18 protein-coding genes and 1 tRNA gene are annotated in these 17,328 nt (G+C 68.7%); 5 read left to right on the forward strand and 14 right to left on the reverse strand.

Annotated features, from left to right (window positions below; all coding sequences use genetic code 11):
- Positions 1 to 34: 34 nt before the first annotated feature.
- The 4 genes from ahcY to ACSQ4M_RS12895 all read left to right on the forward strand — a co-directional run bounded on the left by ahcY (position 35) and on the right by ACSQ4M_RS12895 (position 3,840).
- Positions 35 to 1,483 (forward strand): adenosylhomocysteinase, encoded by a 1,449-nt coding sequence (gene ahcY / locus ACSQ4M_RS12880; RefSeq protein ID WP_436189914.1) that lies wholly within the window; start codon positions 35 to 37, stop codon positions 1,481 to 1,483.
- A 17-nt stretch (positions 1,484 to 1,500) separates the two neighbouring features.
- Positions 1,501 to 2,259 carry a TlyA family RNA methyltransferase gene (locus ACSQ4M_RS12885; RefSeq protein ID WP_436194003.1) on the forward strand — a complete coding sequence of 253 codons (759 nt, stop codon included), beginning with the start codon at positions 1,501 to 1,503 and terminating at the stop codon, positions 2,257 to 2,259.
- A complete protein-coding gene (gene metF / locus ACSQ4M_RS12890; protein ID WP_436189915.1) occupies positions 2,256 to 3,101 on the forward strand; it encodes a methylenetetrahydrofolate reductase [NAD(P)H] in 846 nt (281 codons plus the stop codon). The genes ACSQ4M_RS12885 and metF overlap by 4 nt, the downstream gene beginning before the upstream one ends.
- A gap of 139 nt (positions 3,102 to 3,240) precedes the next feature.
- A complete protein-coding gene (locus ACSQ4M_RS12895) occupies positions 3,241 to 3,840 on the forward strand; it encodes an OmpW/AlkL family protein (protein WP_436189916.1) in 600 nt (199 codons plus the stop codon).
- Here ACSQ4M_RS12895 and ACSQ4M_RS12900 read toward each other — a convergent pair.
- The 6 genes from ACSQ4M_RS12900 to ACSQ4M_RS12925 are packed head-to-tail and all read right to left on the reverse strand — an operon-like array spanning position 3,837 to position 10,304.
- Positions 3,837 to 5,138 (reverse strand): tetratricopeptide repeat protein, encoded by a 1,302-nt coding sequence (locus ACSQ4M_RS12900; RefSeq protein WP_436189917.1) that lies wholly within the window; start codon positions 5,136 to 5,138, stop codon positions 3,837 to 3,839. The two genes, ACSQ4M_RS12895 and ACSQ4M_RS12900, sit on opposite strands and share 4 nt — an antisense overlap.
- Before the next feature lie 10 nt (positions 5,139 to 5,148).
- The gene (locus ACSQ4M_RS12905) at positions 5,149 to 6,636 is read right to left on the reverse strand and encodes an ABC transporter substrate-binding protein (protein WP_436189918.1); all 1,488 of its coding nucleotides are present in this window, start codon (positions 6,634 to 6,636) and stop codon (positions 5,149 to 5,151) included.
- A 47-nt stretch (positions 6,637 to 6,683) separates the two neighbouring features.
- Positions 6,684 to 7,496, reverse strand: a complete 813-nt coding sequence (locus ACSQ4M_RS12910; RefSeq protein ID WP_436189919.1) for an ATP-binding cassette domain-containing protein — start codon at positions 7,494 to 7,496, stop codon at positions 6,684 to 6,686.
- Positions 7,493 to 8,479 carry an ABC transporter ATP-binding protein gene (locus ACSQ4M_RS12915; RefSeq protein WP_436189920.1) on the reverse strand — a complete coding sequence of 329 codons (987 nt, stop codon included), beginning with the start codon at positions 8,477 to 8,479 and terminating at the stop codon, positions 7,493 to 7,495. Before ACSQ4M_RS12915 ends, ACSQ4M_RS12910 begins: the two co-directional genes overlap by 4 nt.
- Before the next feature lie 5 nt (positions 8,480 to 8,484).
- Positions 8,485 to 9,348, reverse strand: coding sequence for an ABC transporter permease (locus ACSQ4M_RS12920; protein ID WP_436189921.1), 864 nt, complete (start codon positions 9,346 to 9,348; stop codon positions 8,485 to 8,487).
- Positions 9,345 to 10,304 (reverse strand): ABC transporter permease, encoded by a 960-nt coding sequence (locus ACSQ4M_RS12925; protein WP_436189922.1) that lies wholly within the window; start codon positions 10,302 to 10,304, stop codon positions 9,345 to 9,347. Before ACSQ4M_RS12925 ends, ACSQ4M_RS12920 begins: the two co-directional genes overlap by 4 nt.
- Positions 10,305 to 10,401: 97 nt before the next feature.
- On the opposite strand from ACSQ4M_RS12925, the gene ACSQ4M_RS12930 reads away from it, so the two are divergent.
- Entirely contained in the window at positions 10,402 to 10,686 is a 285-nt protein-coding gene (locus tag ACSQ4M_RS12930) for a YfhL family 4Fe-4S dicluster ferredoxin (protein ID WP_436189923.1), read from the forward strand.
- Here ACSQ4M_RS12930 and pth read toward each other — a convergent pair.
- From pth to ACSQ4M_RS12970, 8 genes are all read right to left on the reverse strand, one after another.
- Positions 10,677 to 11,306, reverse strand: a complete 630-nt coding sequence (gene pth, locus ACSQ4M_RS12935) for an aminoacyl-tRNA hydrolase (protein ID WP_436189924.1) — start codon at positions 11,304 to 11,306, stop codon at positions 10,677 to 10,679. The two genes, ACSQ4M_RS12930 and pth, sit on opposite strands and share 10 nt — an antisense overlap.
- Positions 11,307 to 11,314: 8 nt before the next feature.
- The gene (locus tag ACSQ4M_RS12940) at positions 11,315 to 12,283 is read right to left on the reverse strand and encodes a Bug family tripartite tricarboxylate transporter substrate binding protein (protein ID WP_436189925.1); all 969 of its coding nucleotides are present in this window, start codon (positions 12,281 to 12,283) and stop codon (positions 11,315 to 11,317) included.
- Positions 12,284 to 12,354: 71 nt separating this feature from the next.
- Positions 12,355 to 12,981 carry a 50S ribosomal protein L25/general stress protein Ctc gene (locus tag ACSQ4M_RS12945; RefSeq protein ID WP_114467172.1) on the reverse strand — a complete coding sequence of 209 codons (627 nt, stop codon included), beginning with the start codon at positions 12,979 to 12,981 and terminating at the stop codon, positions 12,355 to 12,357.
- Between the two features lie 98 nt (positions 12,982 to 13,079).
- The gene (locus ACSQ4M_RS12950; RefSeq protein WP_436189926.1) at positions 13,080 to 14,054 is read right to left on the reverse strand and encodes a ribose-phosphate pyrophosphokinase; all 975 of its coding nucleotides are present in this window, start codon (positions 14,052 to 14,054) and stop codon (positions 13,080 to 13,082) included.
- Positions 14,055 to 14,118: 64 nt separating this feature from the next.
- Positions 14,119 to 14,195, reverse strand: a tRNA-Gln gene (locus ACSQ4M_RS12955).
- 30 nt (positions 14,196 to 14,225) lie between these two features.
- Entirely contained in the window at positions 14,226 to 15,068 is an 843-nt protein-coding gene (gene ispE, locus ACSQ4M_RS12960) for a 4-(cytidine 5'-diphospho)-2-C-methyl-D-erythritol kinase (protein WP_436189927.1), read from the reverse strand.
- A complete protein-coding gene (locus ACSQ4M_RS12965; protein ID WP_436189928.1) occupies positions 15,065 to 15,559 on the reverse strand; it encodes an outer membrane lipoprotein LolB in 495 nt (164 codons plus the stop codon). The genes ispE and ACSQ4M_RS12965 overlap by 4 nt, the downstream gene beginning before the upstream one ends.
- Positions 15,556 to 17,316, reverse strand: a complete 1,761-nt coding sequence (locus tag ACSQ4M_RS12970) for a tetratricopeptide repeat protein (RefSeq protein ID WP_436189929.1) — start codon at positions 17,314 to 17,316, stop codon at positions 15,556 to 15,558. Before ACSQ4M_RS12970 ends, ACSQ4M_RS12965 begins: the two co-directional genes overlap by 4 nt.
- Positions 17,317 to 17,328 lie beyond the last annotated feature (12 nt).

Consider the following 17,328-nt stretch of genomic DNA (forward strand, 5'->3'; position numbering starts at 1 on the left):
TCAACCTGTCCCTTCCCGGGACCACGGAGCCGTCATGAACGCCCCTGCCTCTTCCAAGCAACTGCTGAACACCGATTGCGCCATCGCCGACCTGGGCCTCGCCGCCTGGGGCCGCAAGGAAATCGCCATCGCCGAAACCGAAATGCCCGGCCTGATGGCCATCCGCGACGAGTTCGCCAAGAGCCAGCCGCTCAAGGGCGCGCGCATCACGGGCTCGCTGCACATGACGATCCAGACCGCCGTGCTGATCGAGACGCTGCAGGCGCTGGGCGCGCAGGTGCGCTGGGCCTCGTGCAACATCTTCTCGACGCAGGACCACGCCGCCGCCGCCATCGCGGCCTCCGGCACGCCGGTGTTCGCCATCAAGGGCGAGTCGCTGGTCGACTACTGGGACTACACGCACCGCATCTTCGAATTCACGGGCAAGAACGACGGCCCCAACATGATCCTGGACGACGGCGGCGACGCCACGCTGCTGATGCACCTGGGCGCCAAGGCCGAGAAGGACATCAAGGCCCTGGGCCGCGCCAAGAGCGAGGAAGAGAAGATCCTGCACGCCGCCATCAAGGCCAAGCTCAAGGTCGATCCGACCTGGTACAGCCGCCGCCTGAAGAACATCATCGGCGTGACCGAAGAGACCACCACCGGCGTGCACCGCCTCAACGAGATGTCGGCCAACGGCACGCTGCAGATGCGCGCCATCAACGTCAACGACTCGGTGACCAAGAGCAAGTTCGACAACCTGTACGGCTGCCGCGAGTCGCTGGTGGACGGCATCAAGCGCGCCACCGACGTGATGATCGCCGGCAAGGTGGCCGTGGTGGCCGGCTACGGCGACGTGGGCAAGGGCTCGGCCCAGGCCCTGCGCGCGCTGTCGGCCCAGGTCTGGGTGACCGAGATCGACCCGATCAACGCGCTGCAGGCCGCCATGGAAGGCTACCGCGTCGTGACCATGGAATACGCCGCCGACAAGGCCGACATCTTCGTCACGACCACCGGCAACAAGGACGTGATCCGCTACGAGCACATGGTGGCCATGAAGGACCAGGCCATCGTCTGCAACATCGGCCACTTCGACAACGAGATCGACGTCGCCGCGCTGGAAAAGAACTGCCAGTGGGAAGAGATCAAGCCTCAGGTCGACCACGTGATCTTCCCGAAGGTCGGCCGCAAGCCAGGCAAGCGCATCATCCTCTTGGCCAAGGGTCGGCTGGTGAACCTGGGCTGCGGCACGGGCCACCCGAGCTACGTGATGTCGTCCTCGTTCGCGAACCAGACCATCGCCCAGATCGAGCTCTACACCAAGCCCAAGGAATACAAGGTCGGCCAGGTCTACGTGCTGCCCAAGCACCTGGACGAGAAGGTTGCCCGCCTGCAGCTGTCCAAGCTCGGCGCGCAACTGAGCGTGCTGACCAAGGAGCAGGCCGCCTACATCGGCGTGCCGGTGCAGGGCCCGTACAAGCCCGACACCTACCGCTACTGATGGCGGCGGGCCTGGGCATGCGTGCCGACCAACTGCTGGTGGACCGCGGCCTGGCCGCATCCCGCTCGCAGGCCCAGCGGCTCATCGCCGCCGGCCTGTCCTGGCGCGTGGGCAACGGGCCCTGGAAGGCCGTTGCCAAGAACCGCGACGAACTGCCGGAGGCGGCCGAGCTGCAGCTGGCGGATGCGGCCGAGTCGCGCTACGTCTCGCGCGGCGGACTCAAGCTCGAAGGCGCTCTGCAGTCCAGCGGCGTCGACCCGGCCGGCCTGGTCTGCCTGGATGTCGGCCAGTCCACGGGCGGCTTCACCGACTGCCTGCTGCAGCACGGTGCGGCGCATGTCGTGGGCGTGGACGTGGGCCACGGCCAGGTCCATGCGCGGGTGCGCGCGGACGAGCGCGTGGACTGCATCGAGGGCGTGAATGCGCGCGCGCTGCAGGCCGAACACCTGGGCGATGCGCTACCTGCGGAGGGCTTCGGCCTCATCGTGGGCGATCTGTCCTTCATCTCGCAGACGCTGGTGCTGCCTGCCGTCGTGCCGTTCTTGGCCGACGACGGCGCATTGCTGATGCTGGTCAAGCCGCAGTTCGAACTGCAGCCCGGACAGGTGGGCAAGGGCGGCATCGTGCGCGACGAGAGCCTGTACCCCGTCGTGCGCGCGCGCATCGAGGCCTGCTGCGCCGAGCTGGGCCTGGCGGTGGCCGGCTGGTGGGACAGCGCGATCAGCGGGGGCGACGGCAACCGCGAGTTTTGGATCCTGGGGAGAAAGCAAGCATGAACACGGGCACGCAACCGGCCACGCCGGTCAGCTACGAGTTCTTTCCGCCGAAGACGCCCGAGGGCGCGGTCAAGCTGCGCGGCGTGCGCCAGGCGCTGTACGCGCGCAAGCCGCAGTTCTGCTCGGTCACCTACGGCGCCGGTGGCTCGACGCAGCAGGGCACCTTTGGCACCGTGGGCGAGATCCTGGCCGAGGGCGTGGACGCGGCCTCGCACTTCTCGTGCATCGGCGCCACCAAGGAGACCGTGCGCACGCAGCTGGCCGAGTTGCGCGCCATGGGTGTCAAGCGCCTGGTGGCGCTGCGCGGCGACCTGCCCAGCGGCTACGGCGCGGGCGGCGAGTTCCAGTACGCGAGCGACCTCGTGGCCTTCATCCGCGCCGAGACCGGAGACGCCTTCCACATCGAGGTGGCGGCGTACCCGGAAGTGCATCCGCAGGCGCGCTCGCCCGAGGCCGACCTGCAGGCCTATGCGGCCAAGGTGCGTGCGGGGGCCGACTCGGCCATCACGCAGTACTTCTACAACGCCGACGCCTACTTCCGCTTCTGCGCGGACAGCCAGCGCCTGGGCCTGGACGTGCCCATCGTGCCGGGCATCATGCCGATCGGCAGCTCCACGCAGCTCATGCGCTTCTCGGATGCCTGCGGTGCCGAGATCCCGCGCTGGATCCGGCTGCGGCTGCAGGCCTTCGGCGACGACACGGCCTCCATCAAGTCCTTCGGCCTGGACGTGGTGACCACGCTGTGCGAGCAGTTGCTGCGCGGCGGTGCGCCGGGGCTGCACTTCTACACGATGAACCAGTCGGTGGCCACGCTGGAGCTCTGCCGGCGCCTGGGCCTGTAGATCGTTTGACACAGCGCAAGCCGGCGGCGGGTTCGGGCCGCCGGTGCCGCGCTGTTTGAGGCGCATCAAGTCGCGCACGCCACGGTCCTTCTGTAATCGGTCTCGGGAGTGTTCCCGGACCGATGACAGAGAAAAGACCATGAACAAGCAATTGATCGCCGCGGCCGTGCTGGGCCTGGCGGTGGCGGCCCCCGCAATCGCACAAAGCACCGCGACCGGACCCTGGCAGGTGCGCGTGCGCGCCGTGCACCTGAACAGCGACAACGGCGACAGCACGGGCCTGGGCTTGTCCATCAACAACAAGACCATCCCCGAAGTCGACATCAGCTACTTCTTCACGCCCAACATCGCCGCCGAGCTGGTGTTGACGATCCCGCAGAAGCACGACCTGCGTTCCAACGGCACCACCATCGGCACGCTGCGCCACCTGCCGCCCACGCTGACGGCGCAATACCACTTCAACCCGACCGGCAGTGTGCGGCCCTACGTGGGTGCCGGCGTCAACTACACGCGCTTCAGCTCGGTGCACCTGCCGGCCGGCGTGGGCATCGACCGCAGCAGCTTCGGCGGCGCGCTGCAGCTGGGCGTGGACATTCCGCTGCCGTACAAGAACCTGGTGCTGAACTTCGACATCAAGAAGGTCTGGCTGGGCACGGACGTGAAGGTCGCGGGCACCAAGGTCGGCAGCTTCGACGTGGACCCCGTGCTGTTCGGCGTGGGCCTGGGCTGGCGCTTCTAGCCGATGCCCAGGGCCAGAGCCAGCGCATGGCCCTGGCGCCGCAGCCGGCGCGAGCTTGGCGTCAGCCGCGCCTGCTGTTGCACGAGGTGTTGCGCCTCGGCCAGCTGACCGCCGCGCGCAAGTGCGTCGATGTAGATCTGCTGGAACAGATCGCGCTGCGCGTGGCTGCCGCCGATCTCGCGCAGGCGGGGCAGGGCGCGGGCCAGTCCATACGCTGCGTCCGCATGCTGCCCGCGCGCATGGGCCACGAGGCCCTGGGCCGCTGGCAGGGCGATCTCTCGCCAGTGATGATCTTCGGCCGCGCGCTGCGCGAGGTTGGCCAGCAACTGGCCGGCCTCGGGCCGGCCTGCGCGCGCCAGGCCGTAGAGGTACTGCAGATCCAGGAAGGCCAGCACCTGGTCGGCCACGCGCGGGGCAAGCCAGGTCGCCAGCTCCTGCCAGCGTGCACCCACGTCGGCGCCGGCCAGTTCAAGCCGCGCGAGCAGCGAGACCGCGTTGATCTGGTCCTGCGAGTAAGCCGGCAGCACGCCCCAGACCTGTTCGTCGTACAGCCGCAACGCATCGTCGAACTGTTCCAGTTCGATTGCGAACAGCGCGGCATGCCACCAGTTGTGCGTACGCATGAAGGAGTTCAGGCCGGCCCAGTGCGGTGCCATCGCCGCCATGAATTGTTGGCCTTCCGCGATTCGCCCCTCGGTCAGCATCACGTGCGCGAGCGCGTGGTGTGCCCAGGGCTCACCGGGTTCGCCTGCGAGTGCCTGCCGCGCGGCGGCCTCGGCCTCGTCCAGGAAGTGACATTGCTCCCAGCCAAAGGCCAGCATGCCGTGCAGCTGCGGCACGTCGCCAGCGGCTGGCAGTACGGCGCGCGCCAGCCGCAGCATGCCGGGCGCATCGCCGCGGTTGAACAGGTGGTACTGGCCGAGCTTGACGGAGACCAGGTCGCGCGGACATTCGACGGCCTGTTCTTCGTGCAGCGTGATGGCGCGGGCGATGTCGCCGGCCACCCAGGCCGCGACGGCGGCCACGAAGCGCTGTTCGCGCGGCGTCGTCCTTGCGGCCGCGGCTTGCGCGCGCTCCACGTGCGGCCTGGCGGCAGCTGGCGCACCGGGCGTCTCGGCGAACATCTGCAGCGCTGCGGCGTAGGCCTGCACGAGCGCAGCGGACTCGCTGTCCGCGATCTCCAGCAGCGCCACCGCGCGTGGCTCGTAGCGCAGCAGGCCCTGCACGAAGTCGTCGACGCGCGCAAGGCTCGCCGCGTCGTCCAACGTGACGGGGTTGCCCAGGCTGTCGACGGGCATGCCGGTCAGCTCAACCCCAGGACAGGGCGCCCAGGTCGTTGGCGAAGATCGGCAGGCTGGTCCACAGGCCCTTGACGTTCTTCTTGGCGATGGTGGGGAACTGCGGCTGGTACAGAAAGCCGTTGGCCGCGTCCGTGGCCAGCAGGCGCTGGGCGTCGCCGAGCAGCTTGTTGCGCTCGGCCAGGTTGCCCGTGGCCATGAGCTTGTCGTACAGCGCGCGGTACTCCTTGGAGTCGTAGCCCCAGTAGTAGTCGGGCTTGGCGTAGTTGTTGAGGTCGAAGGGCTCGACGTGCGAGACGATGCTCAGGTCGAAGTTGAAGCCGCCGCCGTAGGTGCCCGACAGCCACTGCGCCCATTCCACGTTCTGCGTCTTCACGGCGATGCCGATCTTGGCCAGCTGCGCCGTGATGACCTCGCCGCCCTGGCGGGCGTACGGGGGCGGCGGCAGCGTCATGGTCAGTTCCAGCGGCGTCTTGATGCCCGACTCCGCCATCAGCTTCTTCGCCTTGTCCAGGTCGAAGGGGTTGATGCCCGTGGTGTCCACGTAGCCCGGCGCGCCGGGCACGTAGTGGCTGCCGATGGGCGTGCCGAAGCCGTCGGCCGCGCCGTCGATCACCATCTTGCGGTCGATGGCGGCCAGGATGGCGCGGCGCACGCGCAGGTCCTTGAGCGGGCCGCGGCGGTGGTTGAAGGCCAGGATGGTTTTGGCGCGCGAGCCGGCCAGGATGGTCTGGAACTGCGGGTTGCCCTTGAACTGCGCGACCACGCGCGTGGCGATGCGCGGGAACGCGTCCACGTCGCCGGCCAGCAGCGAGGCGGCCTGGGCGGCCGGGTCGGAGATGAAGCGGAAACCGATGCGCGAGAGCTTGGCCGCGGCGGGGTTGCGGTAAGCCGCCCACTTGCGCAGCCACAGCGCCGAGCCCTTGTTGTAGCTTTCGAGCTGGTAGGGGCCGGTGCCGACGGGCTTGGCGGTGTTGGTGTCCACGCTCTTGGGCTCGACGATGACGGCCGTGGCCTGGCCCAGCGCGAACGGCAGGTCGGGGTCGATCTCCTTGTTCAGCAGCACCACGGTGTAGTCGTCGACCGCCTGCACACCCAGGTTGGCGAAGGTGCGCTTGTCCTTGTTGGTGCTCTTCTCGCCGCCGGCACGTTCGAACGCGAACTTGACGGTCTGCGCGTTGAAGGGCTCGCCGTTGTGGAACTTGACGTCCTTGCGCAGCCGGAAGGTGTAGGTCTTGAGGTCGGGCGAGACGTCCCAGCTCTCGGCCAGGAGCGGCACGACGCGGCCGTCGGGCTGGATCTTGGTCAGCGTCTCGTAGATGCTGTAGAGCGTGACCTCGGCGATGGAGGCGGCGGCGCTGACGGTCGGGTCCAGGCCCGTGGGCTCCAGCGTCATGCCCAGCACCATGGCGTCCTTGCGGTTCTGCGCAAAGGCCGGCAATGCGGTGCTGAGAGCGCCAGCGGCGCCGGTGGTCAGGACGGTACGGCGGTTCAACATCTCTACGTCTCCCAAAGAACAAGCAGGAAAAACCGGCGGACCATACCTCAAATCGGACGCCGGTCCGGCGGTTCGGCGCGCGGCACGGCCGCCAGCAGCGCCTGGGTGTAGGGGTGCTCGGCGTGCTGGAACAGCCGCGCCGTCTCGCCGCGTTCGACGATGAGGCCGCGGTGCAGCACGCAGACCTCGTCGCACAGGTGGTGCACCACAGCGAGGTCATGGCTGATCAGCAGGTAGCTCACGCCGTACTTCTCGCGCAGGTCCTGCATGAGGTTGAGCACCTGGGCCTGCACCGAGACGTCGAGCGCGCTGACGGGCTCGTCGGCCACGATGAGCTTGGGCCGCGTGATGAGCGCGCGGGCGATCGCGATGCGCTGGCGCTGGCCGCCCGAGAACTCGTGTGGGTACTTGTCCAGGTCGGTGCTGCGCAGGCCCACGGCGTCCAGCATCTCGGCGGCGCGCTGGCGCTGCTCGCTGGTGCTCGATCCGGCCAGGGCCGCCAAGGGTTCGGCCACGATGCGGGCCACGGTCTGGCGCGGATCCAGCGAGCCGTAGGGGTCCTGGAACACCATCTGGAAGTCGCGCCGCGCCGTCTTCAGCGCATCGGTGTCCAGCTGGTGCAGGTCCTGGCCCTGCAGGCGCACGCTGCCGCTGGTTGGGCGGTCCAGCGCCATGATCAGGCGCGCGATGGTGGATTTGCCGGATCCCGATTCGCCGACGATGCCCAGGCTGCGGCCGGCCTGCAATGCGAAGCTCACGCCGTTGAGCGCACGGACCATGGGCGGCGGGCCGAACAGGCTTTCGCGCGGCATTGCGTAGTGGCGCACGAGGTCCTGCACTTCCAACAATGCCGTCGTCATGCCGTCGCTCCAGCGATCTCTTGCAGGCGGATGCAACGCACCGCATGGTCGTGCGGTAACAGCGTCGGCGGCGGGGGCGTGGCCTCGCAAGCGGGCACGGTGTAGGCGCAGCGGCCCGCGAACGGGCAGCCCGGCGGCAGGTCGACCAGCTCGGGCACGCTGCCGGCGATGGTCGCCAGCCGGTGGCCCTTGGCCGCGCCCAGCGCGGGCCGGGCCGCGAACAGGCCCTGCGTGTAGGGATGGGCGCGTGCTGCGAACACGGCGGCCGTGGGCCCGCTCTCGACCACGCTGCCGCCGTACATGACCAGCATGCGCGAGACGGTCTGCGCGATCACGCCGAGGTCGTGCGAGATCAGGATCAGCGCCATGCCGCGCTCGGCCACGAGCTCGGCCAGCAGGTCGAGGATCTGCTTCTGGATCGTCACGTCCAGCGCCGTCGTGGGCTCGTCGGCGATCAAAAGGTCAGGCTCGCAGGCCAGCGCCATGGCGATCATGATGCGCTGGCGCTGGCCGCCCGAGAACTGGTGCGGGTAGGCGTCCAGGCGCTGCGCTGCGTCGGGGATGCCCACACGGTCCAGCAGGGCCAGGGCCTCGCGCCGGGCGTCTGCCTTGGACAGGCCGCGGTGCAGCCGCAGCGGCTCGGCCACCTGGCGCGCGATGGTGTGCACCGGGTTCAGCGCCGTCATGGGCTCCTGGAAGATCATCCCGATGCGGTTGCCGCGGATCTTGCACATCGCGGATTCGGGCAGGCCCACGAGTTCCTGGCCGCCGAAGCGGATGCTGCCGCCCACGCGCGCGTTGGCGGGCAACAGGCCCATCAGCGACATCACGGTGATGGACTTGCCGCAGCCCGATTCGCCGACGATGCCCAGCGTTTCGCCGCGGGCCAGGTCGAAGGAGACGCCGCGCACGGCGTCGGCCGGGCCGCGCTGCGTGGTCAGGCCGATGCGCAGGTCGCGCACCTGAAGAAGGGGTTCGCTCATTGCGTTCATCGGGCGCGGGCCAATCGCGGGTCGAGCAGGTCGCGCAGACCGTCGCCCAGCATGTTGAGCCCCAGAACGGCCAGCGCGATCGCCAGGCCCGGGAACACGGCCAGCAGCGGCTGCTGGAACATCAGCGTCTGGGCTTCGCTGAGCATGCGGCCCCAGGACGGCTGCGGCGGCTGCGTGCCCAGGCCCAGGTAGGACAGCGCGGCCTCGGCCAGGATGGCGATGGCGAAGCGGATCGTGCTCTGCACGATCAGCGCGGCCGAGATGTTGGGCAGCACGTGCTGGAAGGTGATGGCCCAGGCGCCCTTGCCGCAGGCGCGCGCGGCCGTCACGTACTCGCGCGCCCAGACCGCTTTGGCCGAGCCACGGGCGATGCGCGCGAACATCGGGATGTTGTAGATGCCGATGGCGACGATGGCGTTGACGATGCCGGGCCCGAACACCGCCGTCAGCATGATGGCCGACAGGATGGCCGGGAAGGCCAGCGAGAAGTCCGCCAGCCGCATGATGGCTTCCTCGACCCAGCCGCGCCTGGCTGCGGCCAGGAGGCCCAGCGCCGTACCGGCGACGAGGCCGATGCCGACCGCGATCACGCCGACGAGGATGGACGCGCGCGCACCCACGAGCAGCAGCGAGGCCACGTCGCGGCCGAAGGCGTCCGTGCCCAGCCAGTGGCTGGCCGTGGGCCCCTGCAGCTTGTTGGCCATGTCCATCTCCAGCGGCGCCCAGGGCGTCCAGAGGTAGGAGAGCAGGGCGGCGGCCAGCAGCAGCGCCGTGAGCACGGCGCCGATCACGAAGCTGCGGTGGCGCAGTGCGCGCGACCAGAAGCTGGGTGCCTGCGCGGCAGGGAGGACGGCGCTCATATGTCGGACGCCTTCAAGCGCGGGTCGATCACGGCATAGAGCAGGTCGACCACGAAGTTCACGATGACCACCATGGCCGCCAGCAGCATCACGCAGTTGCGCACCACGATCAGGTCGCGGTTGGCAATCGACTGGAAGATCAGCCGGCCCAGGCCAGGCAGGTAGAACACGTTCTCGACCACGATGGTGCCGGCCATGAGTTCGGCGAACTGCATGCCCATGACCGTGATGACGGGGATCAGAGCGTTGCGCAGCACATGGCCCCAGAGCACGGCGCGCTGGCGCAGGCCCTTGGCGCGCGCGGTGCGCACGAAGTCTTCGCGCATGACCTCGAGCACGGCCGAGCGCGTGATGCGCGCGAGGATGGCGGCCTGCACCACGGCCAGCGACAGCGCGGGCAGCACCAGGGCCTTGAGGCCTTGCAACAGGCCCTCCAGGCCCTCGCCCCAGCCGTCGAAGCCGCCGGCCGAGAACCACTGCAGCTTCACCGAGAACAGCAGGATCAACAGGATCGCGAACCAGAAGTTCGGGATCGCGATGCCGACCTGGGTCAGGCCCATCAGGCCCACGTCGCCGATCTGGTTGTGCCTGGACGCGGCCGTGACGCCCACGATCAGCGCCAGCACGGTGGTCAGCAGCATGGCGATGATGGCCAGCGGCATGGTCAGCGCGAGGCGTTCGAGGATCAGGTCCAGCACCGGCGAGCCGTAGGCGTGGCTATCGCCGAGGTTGCCGGTGACGAGGCCGCCGATCCAATGCCAGTAGCGGGTCCAGGCCGGCTGGTCCAGGCCCAGCTTGCTCGCGAGCTCGGCCACGGCCTCGGGCGAGGCATCGGGCCCGAGCAGGATTTGCGCGGCATTGCCGGGCAGGATGTCGAGCACCAGGAAGACGATGACCGAAGCGCCGATCAGCGTGGCGACCAGGGTGGCGAAGCGCTTGGCCAGGAACAGGCTCATGGTGCGCCGCGAAATGTTGTGGGCCTTGGGCCTTGTGTGGGGCGGGTCATCGCGGCCGCCATGATAGCCACCGCGGCGCCGGCTGGATAATCGCGCCATGGCCCTGACCATCACCGATGAGTGCATCAACTGCGACGTGTGCGAGCCCGAGTGCCCGAACGACGCCATTTCCATGGGCGAGGCGTTCTATGAGATCGCGCCCAACCGCTGCACCGAATGCGTGGGCCACTTCGACGAGCCGCAGTGCGTGCAGATCTGCCCGGTGGCCTGCATCCCCGTGCACCCGGACTTCGTGGAGAGCAAGGAGACGCTCTGGGCCAGGTACCGGCGGCTTCAGGCCGAGGCCGGCAAGCCGGTCTCCGGTGCAGCGCCTCAGGCCTGAGGCGCGGCCGGCGGCGGCTCCGGCCGAGGTGGTTTGGGCCGGGGCGGCTTGCTGGTGTGGATCTGCATCATGGCCTGCGTGAAGTCGCCCGCCACCAGCAGCGGCAGCGCGCGCACCGAGCGCTGGATGCATTCGTCGATCGCGTCGCGGTGCTCGGCCATCGGCTTCTTGAGCACCCAGCTCAGCACCTGGTCCTTGGCGCCCGGATGGCCGATGCCCAGGCGCAGCCGCCAGTAGTCGGGCGAACCCAGCTGGGCGTGGATGTCGCGCAGGCCGTTGTGGCCGGCGTGGCTGCCGCCCTGCTTGAGCTTGACCTGGCCCGGCACGATGTCGAGCTCGTCGTGCGCGACCAGCACCTCCTCGGGCGCGATCTTGAAGAAGCGCGCGAGCGCCGCGACCGACTTGCCCGACAGGTTCATGAAGGTCTGCGGCTCCAGCAGCCACAGCGTCTGGCCCTGGAACTGCGCACGCGCCGCCAGTCCGAAGTAGCTTTTCTCGGGCACGAGAGAAACCTTCAGCTCGCGTGCCAGCGCGTCGATGAACCAGAAGCCGGCGTTGTGCCGGGTCTGTTCGTAGTCAGAGCCCGGGTTGCCCAGGCCGACGAAGAGCTTGATCCCCATGGCCGCGATTATTCCGCCGAGATCTTGGCGGCGCGGATGATGCGGCCGTTGGCCTCGTATTCGGCCGCGATCGTGCGTGCGAACTCGGCCGCCGTGCCGCCCGTGGGCAGGTTGTCGGTGGCCTGCAGCTTGGCGCGCAGGTCGGGCGTGGCCAGGGCCTTGTTGATCTCGGCGTTGTAGCGCGCGAGCAGCGCGGCCGGCAGGCCCGCAGGCGCGAAGATGCCGAACTGCGAAGACAGGTTGGCGGCCGGCACGCCGAGTTCGGCCAGCGTGGGCACCCGGGGCAGGCTGTCCAGGCGTGTCGGCGAACCCACGGCCAGCGGACGCAGCTTGCCGCTGCGGATGTGGTTGACGAGCGCGGGGCCGGCGTTGGTCGACAGGATCTCGAACTGCCCGCCCAGCGCATCGTTGAGCTGCTGGCCGCCGCCCTTGTAGGGGATGTGCGTGATGTCCACGCCGGTCACGGCACGCAGCTGGGCCAGCATGATGTGGCCCAGCGAGGCCTGGCCGGAGGTGGCCCAGCGCACGGCGCCGGGCTGGTCGCGCGCGAGTTCGAGCACGGCCTTGAAGTCGGGCGCGGCGCAGGCGGGCGTGGCCGCGAGCACCACGGGCGAGACCATCACGCTGGCCACGGGCGCGATGTCCTTGAGCGGGTCGAACGGCGACTTGCCCAGGTGCGGGTTCAGCACCAGTGGGCTGACGGCCGAGAAGCCCAGCGTGGCGCCGTCCGGCGCGGCCTTGGCCACCATGTCCATGCCGATGCTGCCGCTGGCGCCGGCCCGGTTCTCGACGATGACGGTGGTGCCCAGTTGCGCGGCCAGCTTGTCGGCCAGCGCACGCGCGACCACGTCGGACACGCCACCGGCGGGGTAGGCCACGACGATGCGCACGGTCGACAGAATGGACTGGGCGAGGCCGGCCACCGGCAGCACAGCCAGGGCGCCCAGCACACTGCGGCGGGACACGGAGAGATTCATGGATCGGTGTTCGACAAATGCGGAAATGAAAACGGCCCGCCGAGGCGGGCCGTCGTGGCGAAGCGCAGAGCTTACTTCTTGCCCTTGCCCTTGGCAGGAGCGGCCGGGGCAGCAGCCACCGGTGCCACTTCTTCTTCGACCACCGGTGCGGTGGCCGAAGCCAGCACCGGAGCCTTGCGGCCGTGGCTGACCCACTTCACGCCCTTGGGCAGCTTGATGTCGTTCAGCGTCACGGTGCCGTTGTTCTTCAGGCCCGACAGGTCGACTTCGATGAACTCGGGCAGATCGGCCGGCAGGCTGTTCAGTTCGAGTTCGGTCGTCACGTGGTTGACCAGGTTGTGGTCCAGCTTGACGGCGTCGGACTCTTCCTCGCCCTTGAAGTGCACGGGCACCTTCTTGTTCAGGCGGGTCTTGGCATCGACGCGCTGGAAGTCGATGTGCAGCACCAGCTGGCGGAACGGGTGCATTTGCACGTCACGCAGCAGAACCTTGCTGACCTGGCCGGCCACTTCCATCTCCAGCACGGAGGAGTGGAAGGCTTCCTTCTTCAGGGCGTGCCACAGTGCGTTGTGGTCCAGCTCGACGAGCTGGGGCTCGCCGGCGCCGCCGTAGACGATGCCGGGGGTCCGGCCGGTGATGCGGAGACGGCGGCTCGCACCCGTGCCCTGCTTGGCGCGCTCAAAAGCGACGAATTTCATGGTGAACTCCTGTAGGAACGGGCCGCGACCAGCCTGCGCTCCGGTTGAAAAAACGCCGCCACGCGCAAGGCGGGGGCGGCGTTGCTTGTGCTCCCGGCTCAGAACAGGTTGTCCTGGTCCGAGAACAGACTCATGACCGACTCGCCCTTGGCAATGCGCTGGATCGTCTCGGCGATCAGCGGTGCCACGGTGAGTTGGCGGATCTTCTTGCAGCCCGCAGCGGATTCGCTGAGCGGGATGGTGTTGGTGACGACGACTTCGTCCAGGGCCGAGCCCTGGGTGATGCGTTCGATGGCCGGACCCGAGAAGATCGGGTGCGTGCAGTAGGCGTAGACCTTCTTGGCGCCGCGCTCCTTGAGCACCTCGGCCGCCTTCACGAGCGTGCCGGCGGTGTCGATCATGTCGTCCATGATCACGCAGTTGCGGCCGTCGATCTCGCCGATCACGTGCATGACTTCGCTGACGTTGGCCTTGGGGCGGCGCTTGTCGATGATGGCCATGTCGCAGCCCAGCTGCTTGGCCAGCGCACGTGCGCGCACCACGCCGCCCACGTCGGGCGACACCACGATCAGGTCTTCGTAGTTCTGCTGGCGCAGATCGCCCAGCAGCACGGGCGAGGCATAGATGTTGTCGACCGGGATGTCGAAGAAACCCTGGATCTGGTCGGCGTGCAGGTCCATGGTCAGCACGCGGTCGACACCGGCGGACTGCAGCATGTTGGCCACGACCTTGGCCGTGATCGGCACGCGGGCCGAACGCGGACGGCGGTCCTGGCGGGCGTAGCCGAAGTAGGGGATGACGGCACTGATGCGCTCGGCCGAGGCGCGCTTGAGCGCGTCGACCATGATCAGCAGTTCCATCAGGTTGTCGTTGGTCGGCGCGCACGTGCTCTGCACCACGAACACGTCGCGGGCACGCACGTTCTGGTTGATCTCGACCGTGACTTCTCCGTCGGAGAAGCGGCCGACGCTGGCGGCGCCCAGCGTGATGCCGAGGTGGTGCGCGATCTCAGCGGCCATACCGGGATTGGCATTGCCGGTGAAGATCATGAAATCGGGATGGAGGGCCTGCATCACGTGCCTCGGCTGAGTTAGCCAGAAAAAACAAAGGGCCTGAACTCAGGCCCGACTTGTCAGGTGGCAGGGGAAGAAGGATTCGAACCTTCGCATGCTGGAATCAAAATCCAGTGCCTTAACCAACTTGGCGACTCCCCTACACAGGTGTCCGGCAAAGCCGTCCACCGATCAATTGTCTCCGGATGCCCACCCCGCCAAAGGATGGACGCCCATGTTGCTGCAAATCCGTGCCCGCCAACCCTGCGGAACGACCGGTTGGTCATCACGATCCCAGAGTGCAAACACTGCGCTTCCAGAGCCCGTCATTCTGCCATTTTTTCCGTGTGCCGAGAGCCATTTGAGGGCATCTGCAACATCGGTACTCAGGGCCTGAGCGACGTCTTGCAAGTCGTTTCTACCGAAGTAGAAGGGCTGTGCAGCAAAGCCTAAGAGTATAGCACTATCAGAATCGCGCTTCAACGAAGGAGACCCAAAAATTTTTGCAGTCTCCAGTCCCTGGGGTGGTTTGACCACCAGGAAGCGGGCCGGCGGCACATCGACGGGCTGCATGGATTCGCCGATGCCTTCGACCCAGGCGTTGCGCCCGTAGAGGAAGAAGGGCACATCCGCGCCCAGCTTCAGGCCGATGGCCGACAGTTGGCGCACGCTGAGGTTCAGCCCCCACAGCCGGTTCAGCGCCAGCAAGCAGCTCGCCGCGTCCGACGAGCCCCCGCCCATGCCGGCCTGCGCCGGCACCCGCTTGAGCACCCCGATGTGCGCGCCCAGCCGCGTGCCGCTGGCCTGCTGCAGCGCGCGCGCGGCGCGCAGCGTGAGGTCGTCGGCCGGCAGCGCGGGGCCGAGGTCTTCGCGGCTCAGCTGGCCGTCGCTGCGCAGTTCGAAGTGCAGCGTGTCGTGCCAGTCGATCAGCATGAAGACCGACTGCAGCAGGTGGTAGCCGTCGGCGCGCCGGCCCGTGATGTGCAGGAACAGGTTGAGCTTGGCCGGCGCCGCGACCTCGTACAGCGCCTTCATGGCAGCTGCAGCACGATGCGCAGTTCGGCCGTGGGCAGCGGCGCGCTGCGGCGCGCGATGAGGCGCCCATCGGCGATGCGCGACAGGTCGGCCTGCCAGCCCGGCACATCGGCCGGCTGGCCGTCGAGCCAGGCGAACAGCGCGGGCAGCGGCAGCGCCGTGCCTGTGGCCTCCTGGGTCAGTGCGTCGATCGATGGGTACTGGCGGCGCTGGCCATCGGCCTGGAGCTCGGCCATGCCGGGCGCCCAGCGCAGCTGCGCGAGCGTGGCGCCGAGTGGCGAGTACAGCGAAAGCTCGCCGGCCTGCGGCGCGCCGCGCAGCTCGAAGCCGGCCGAGAACGACTGGGGCTTGTCGCCATCGACCTGCAGGCCGAGCCGGCCGTTCCAGTAAGGCTGGCCTGCCGTGTCGGGCGCACGGGGCGGCAGGGCGCAGGCGCTCAGTCCCAGCGCGGCCGCCAGCAGCAGCGCGCGCCGCGCCAGCACCCCACTCATTGCAGCCCGGGCACGCGCAGGCGCTTGAGCGTGGTGCGCAGGGTTTCGTTGTCGGCGTTCAGGCCCAGGCCTTCGCGCCAGATGGCGACGGCGCGTTCGCGCTGGCCGCCGGCCCACAGCACCTCGCCCAGGTGGGCGGCGATCTCGGCATCGGGCTTGGCCTGGAAGGCCTGCGACAGGATCTTCTCGGCCTCCGCCCGGTTGCCCAGGCGGAACTCCACCCAGCCCAGGCTGTCGGCGATGAAGGGGTCGTTCGGCACGATCTCCAGGGCTTTCTGGATCAGGCGCTTGGCCTCGTCCAGCCGCACGTTGCGATCGGCCAGCGAATAGCCCAGTGCGTTGTAGGCATGGTGGTAGTCCGGCCGCAGCTCGATCAGCCGGCGCAGCAGGCGCTCCATCTCGTCCAGCCGCGAGAGTCTTTCGGCCACCATGGCCTGCTCGTAGAGCAGGTCGGTGTCGTTCGGCTCGCGCTCCAGCGCCTGCTGCAGGCGGTCGTAGGCCTCCTGGTAGCGCTTGGCATCGCGCAGCAGCTGCACCTCGGCGTTGAGCTTGGCGCGGGCCTCGGCCTCGTTGCGTTCGGGCAGGCCGCGGATCAGCGCGCGTGCCTCGTCGAACCTGCCCTGGCGCGCGAGCAGCGAGGCACGGCGGTTCTGCGCCGCCAGCATTTCCTCGGCGTTGTCGATGCGGCCCAGCCAGCCCTCTGCGGCGACGAAGTCCTTGCGCTTCTCGGCGGCCTGCGCCAGCACCAGGTAGGCCTGGTTCATGGCGCGCTTGCGTTGCTCGCTCTCGGGCAGTGGCTGCGCGAGCGCGAGAAAGCGCTTGAGCGACGCCTCGGCCTGCTCGGGGCGGCTGTCCTGCACCTGCACCGAGCCCAGCACGAGCCAGCCGTCCGGAAACTCTGGGTAGCGTGTGGTCAGCTGCTCCAGCTGCGTCGCCGCTTCGGCGTAGCGCATCTCGTCGAGCAGGCCGCGGGCGTAGGCCAGCTGCATCTCGGGCGAGGGGCTGGCCTGCAGCTGGCGCTTGACGATCTCCTCGGCCTGCGGCTGGCTGCGGCCGAACAACTCCAGCGCCAGGATGGCCGGGGCCTGCGCGCCGGGCTCGATCTCCTGCCCGCTGCGGGCGGCTTCCAGCGCACCGGGCGCGTCGCCTGCCAGCAGGCGCATGCGGCCCAGGGTGGCCCAGGCCGATGCACCCGTGGTCTGGTCCTGCAGGTAGCCCTGCAGCGACTGCTCGACGGCCTGCAGCGCGAGCTTCTTGTCGGGCACGCGGCCGTACACGCGTGGCACGGCCAGGATGGCGGCATTGCGTTCCATCGGTGGGCTGCTCGCGATCTCGCTGCGCAGCGGTTCGACGGATTCCAGCACCCGGTTGGCCGCGACCAGGATCTGCAGCAGGAACCGGTTGGCCTCGCGCGACTGCGGCAGCGTGTCGCGCCAGGCACGCGCTGCGCGCAGCGCGGCGTCGGGCGAGCGCGACTGCAGCGCCAGTTCGACCGCGCGCTGGAACAGCTGCGGGTCCTTGGCCTTGATGGCAGCGTCGAGGATCAGCGCGTAGCCGGTCGCGCGCTCGCCGCCGGAGGCGTTCATCTCGCCCAGCAGCAGCTCGTAGAACAGTTCCGCGGTCAACGCGGATGGGGTGGTGGGTGGTGGTGCTTCGCCGTCGGTGGCGGAAGGTGCTTGCGCATGCGCCGGCAGCAGGCCCAGCAGCAATGTCAGCGAGACAAGACCACGGGCGGCCGGTCGCAGGAGACGCTTCATCGGCCCATCATA

This window comes from Pseudorhodoferax sp. LjRoot39 (genome assembly GCF_964253035.1).
GTDB lineage: Bacteria > Pseudomonadota > Gammaproteobacteria > Burkholderiales > Burkholderiaceae_C > Pseudorhodoferax.

Excerpts from the sequence above, each read along its gene's own strand:
- ahcY (WP_436189914.1), top strand. The coding sequence starts at position 35 with ATGAACGCCCCTGCCTCTTCCAAGCAACTGCTGAACACCGATTGCGCC.
- ACSQ4M_RS12885 (WP_436194003.1), top strand. The coding sequence starts at position 1,501 with ATGCGTGCCGACCAACTGCTGGTGGACCGCGGCCTGGCCGCATCCCGC.
- metF (WP_436189915.1), top strand. The coding sequence starts at position 2,256 with ATGAACACGGGCACGCAACCGGCCACGCCGGTCAGCTACGAGTTCTTT.
- ACSQ4M_RS12895 (WP_436189916.1), top strand. The coding sequence starts at position 3,241 with ATGAACAAGCAATTGATCGCCGCGGCCGTGCTGGGCCTGGCGGTGGCG.
- ACSQ4M_RS12900 (WP_436189917.1), bottom strand. The coding sequence starts at position 5,138 with ATGCCCGTCGACAGCCTGGGCAACCCCGTCACGTTGGACGACGCGGCG.
- ACSQ4M_RS12905 (WP_436189918.1), bottom strand. The coding sequence starts at position 6,636 with ATGTTGAACCGCCGTACCGTCCTGACCACCGGCGCCGCTGGCGCTCTC.
- ACSQ4M_RS12910 (WP_436189919.1), bottom strand. The coding sequence starts at position 7,496 with ATGACGACGGCATTGTTGGAAGTGCAGGACCTCGTGCGCCACTACGCA.
- ACSQ4M_RS12915 (WP_436189920.1), bottom strand. The coding sequence starts at position 8,479 with ATGAGCGAACCCCTTCTTCAGGTGCGCGACCTGCGCATCGGCCTGACC.
- ACSQ4M_RS12920 (WP_436189921.1), bottom strand. The coding sequence starts at position 9,348 with ATGAGCGCCGTCCTCCCTGCCGCGCAGGCACCCAGCTTCTGGTCGCGC.
- ACSQ4M_RS12925 (WP_436189922.1), bottom strand. The coding sequence starts at position 10,304 with ATGAGCCTGTTCCTGGCCAAGCGCTTCGCCACCCTGGTCGCCACGCTG.
- ACSQ4M_RS12930 (WP_436189923.1), top strand. The coding sequence starts at position 10,402 with ATGGCCCTGACCATCACCGATGAGTGCATCAACTGCGACGTGTGCGAG.
- pth (WP_436189924.1), bottom strand. The coding sequence starts at position 11,306 with ATGGGGATCAAGCTCTTCGTCGGCCTGGGCAACCCGGGCTCTGACTAC.
- ACSQ4M_RS12940 (WP_436189925.1), bottom strand. The coding sequence starts at position 12,283 with ATGAATCTCTCCGTGTCCCGCCGCAGTGTGCTGGGCGCCCTGGCTGTG.
- ACSQ4M_RS12945 (WP_114467172.1), bottom strand. The coding sequence starts at position 12,981 with ATGAAATTCGTCGCTTTTGAGCGCGCCAAGCAGGGCACGGGTGCGAGC.
- ACSQ4M_RS12950 (WP_436189926.1), bottom strand. The coding sequence starts at position 14,054 with ATGCAGGCCCTCCATCCCGATTTCATGATCTTCACCGGCAATGCCAAT.
- ispE (WP_436189927.1), bottom strand. The coding sequence starts at position 15,068 with ATGAAGGCGCTGTACGAGGTCGCGGCGCCGGCCAAGCTCAACCTGTTC.
- ACSQ4M_RS12965 (WP_436189928.1), bottom strand. The coding sequence starts at position 15,559 with ATGAGTGGGGTGCTGGCGCGGCGCGCGCTGCTGCTGGCGGCCGCGCTG.
- ACSQ4M_RS12970 (WP_436189929.1), bottom strand. The coding sequence starts at position 17,316 with ATGAAGCGTCTCCTGCGACCGGCCGCCCGTGGTCTTGTCTCGCTGACA.